The following is a 2889-nucleotide window of genomic DNA, read 5'->3' as shown; positions in this document are numbered from 1 at the left end:
GGCAGATGAGTGACAACGGACGTCATGATGATGAAATCGAACTGACGGCTCTCAAACGGCAGCACAAGTTCCAGTCCGTTGATCGCACCTTTCGGATTATAGAGCGAATGGGCGATATCCAGGTGGCGAAACTCGAAGTTCGGATACGCAGCGCTGATCATCTTTTGGCACCAGTTGATGCCACCGGAAACCGGATCGATCCCGCGATAGCTCCCCTTTTCGGTGTCCAGATATTGGGTCAGGGGCACGGCCATCCGCCCGATGCCGCAGCCGATATCGAGCACGCGGCTTTCAGGCAACAATCCGCCTTTGCGAATGAAATGACCAAGAAATTCCGCGCCGACAGCCTGGAAATTGCCGTCACCGACAAAGATGCTGTCTGGATCAGGACAAGGGAGAAACCTGTTCCGCAAAACGGCATTCATCAGCCAGTCGACATAGTCGCTATCGATCGTGCTGGTAGGGTCAGGTAGGGCTTTCTTGAGTGCAATAACCTCAGTCAAGCGGCGCTCCTTTCAGATTTTTCACCAACGAAGGGAGCGATGGTGTCATCCACCACTTCGTCGAGATAGGTCGTCATCAATTCGGCAATGTCGTCGTTCCACCGCTTCGAATGAAGCCACGCATTATATTGGCTCGCCAATCCTCGCATGTAATCGGAACTGCGGCGGATCGAGCGCCGCTCAAAATGATAGAGCGAGACTGCTGGCTCGTAACCGATTTGAAACCCGATCTGGCGGATTTTGAGACAGAGGTCGCTATCTTCGTAATCTCCAATAACGTAGTCCTCTGTGAAGCCGCCCACGAGATCATAAATGTCCTTGCGGGTAACGAGGCAAGCACCGGTTACACCGGGCACAGTGCGCGCAATCTGAGCTGGCGCATAGTTACCAGGCATTCCCTTGTAGAAGTGATGGTTAAGCCAGATGCCCCGGCGGTCCTTGGCGAAGTAGAGCCCGGCATGCTGCAGGGAACCATCCTCAAAGAGAAGCTTTGGCCCGATGGCACCAAGCTTTTTTTGTTGAAGCAAGGGGGAGACCAATTCGTGCAGCCAACCGGGTCCAGACGGCACGACGTCGGAATTCAACATCACTAGGATCGTGCCAGTCGCAAGGCTCGCGCCGGCATTACAAGCGCGCGCGTAGCCACTGTTACGATTCATGATTGCCAGTTTCATTGGCAGGTCGTGCAGGATGTGCAGCCCGCCGAGCAGATGCTCGGTATCGTCCTGAATTTCCGGTGAATCGAGCACAAAAATAACTTCCGCGTTCTTCGCAATCCACGGATCCGTTGCCAGCGCCGAGAGCTGAAAACGCAGGAAGTCGAGATTTCGGTAGAGCGGGATGACAATCGAGGCGAGGGGCGTTTCGCGCATCGCCCCATATTCCTTGACGTCTGCAATTCTGACTGTTTGTCCAAGTTTCTGCTCCACCTCTTTCAAAGCTGGAGCAAGAATGTTTTCGAAAACCTCATCCCGCGCGTGTTGTGGCGGTACGGCTCGTAAGATGCGGTTACGCTGGGCCGCTGGCTCAAATGGCTGCAAAGCCGGCACCAGCATGGCCGTCCCGCCTGAGGCGAGCCGCATCTGGAAGCGCGGCTGGAGCAACGGGCCAAGGTTTTTGCATTGTGGGAGCCACGCCGCAAATCCGGTTACATCGGCACCAAGCCCATCCTCGCGCTCGCCGGTTTTGCCCGGAAATTTGTAGAAATTTGGCTGAAGCGGCAGCGCACTTCCGTTTTCAGAAAGATGTTCGATCTTGGAGAGCATCGCGGCAGGATCATGAGTCCAACCACCCACAAGCAGACCTTCGTCAAGAGCAAGGGCCAGATCAATTTCGGCGGCAGGATGTGTTGCCGATTTCGCAATCTGGCGTGCTGCCAAAGGCGCACGCATCTGCATATCGATTGCTGTAGCAACACCGGCGCCAGCAACTTGTACCAATTGGCGCACGAGGAACTCTCGCAGTTCCATATCGCCCTGGCGTTTTCCCCACCATTTCTGAAAATCGACAGAATGGCCATTGTTGTCTGACAACTTGCGAACGGCGATGCCGTTCTTACCGGAGAACACGAGATGAAAATTTTGCGGCAGCGGCCGGGCTGACTCGACAAGGAGATGGCATGATTGCAACCCCTTTTTGGGTTGCTGGCCCATTACGAAGTTTGTCGACAACGTCGTCACAGCGTTGGCACTGATTGCGTAGATGGTGATGATATCGCCCAGGACAGGATCGACCGCCGTCTCGAGAAGATGTTGCCCCTCAATAGGCTGACCGCAAGAGCGCACCTGTCGCGGCTCGGGCGTGAGTGCCAGAGTCAGTTCGCGCACGACGCTGGCAAAGGTCTGGTTTTGCGAAAGGCGAAAAGTGCTGCGCCACGTTCCCAGAATGTTGTTGAGCAGTTTGACATGGCCTGCTGCCGCTAGATTGCTGACGGCACGATCCACGTCGAAGGAGGCAAGTTCAACTGCCGGGTAGAGGATGGCCTGCTCGGTCGGACCGAGCGCACCGGCTGAAAGCGTGAGATTGATCGGCTTGTCCTTGGTACGCGTTGCCCAAAGAATGCGCTGACCGCCAGTTTCGAGAGGGATGTTCAGACTGACAAGCGGGACCAGCTGTTCCGGCGTTTCCAGCGTGCACTTTGTCGAGGTCCGCGCACCAGGAAGATCCCATATCACGACAGCCACATCTCCACAGAGACGCGAGATCGAAATGCTCTCCGTGTCGCCTGAAATATCCGCCGAAAGGTCGAGGTTCAACACGTTGCCCTTTCAAATTTACAATTAGAAAAAGGCGTGCCCGGCCGGATGGCTGGGCACGCTATTTACTGGATCAATGTACCGTGAAATAGCTGTCCGGGTGAGCCTGGACATCGTCGGAGCTGGTGTTG

2 protein-coding genes are annotated in these 2889 nt (G+C 55.5%); both read right to left on the bottom strand.

Annotated elements, in window-relative coordinates:
* Positions 1-503, bottom strand: a 503-nt coding sequence (locus tag AAAC48_RS15755; protein WP_340655081.1) for a class I SAM-dependent methyltransferase, incomplete at its 3' end; no start/stop codon positions are given.
* Entirely contained in the window at positions 500-2758 is a 2259-nt protein-coding gene (locus AAAC48_RS15750; protein WP_340655080.1) for a glycosyltransferase family 2 protein, read from the bottom strand. The genes AAAC48_RS15750 and AAAC48_RS15755, both read right to left, overlap by 4 nt.
* Between the last annotated feature and the right edge of the window lie 131 nt (positions 2759-2889).

It is taken from the genome of Phyllobacterium sp. (assembly GCF_037994405.1).
Taxonomy (GTDB): Bacteria; Pseudomonadota; Alphaproteobacteria; order Rhizobiales; family Rhizobiaceae; genus Phyllobacterium.
Note: the sequence above shows the minus strand (reverse complement) of the source record. Positions and strands in the feature narration are given on the sequence as shown.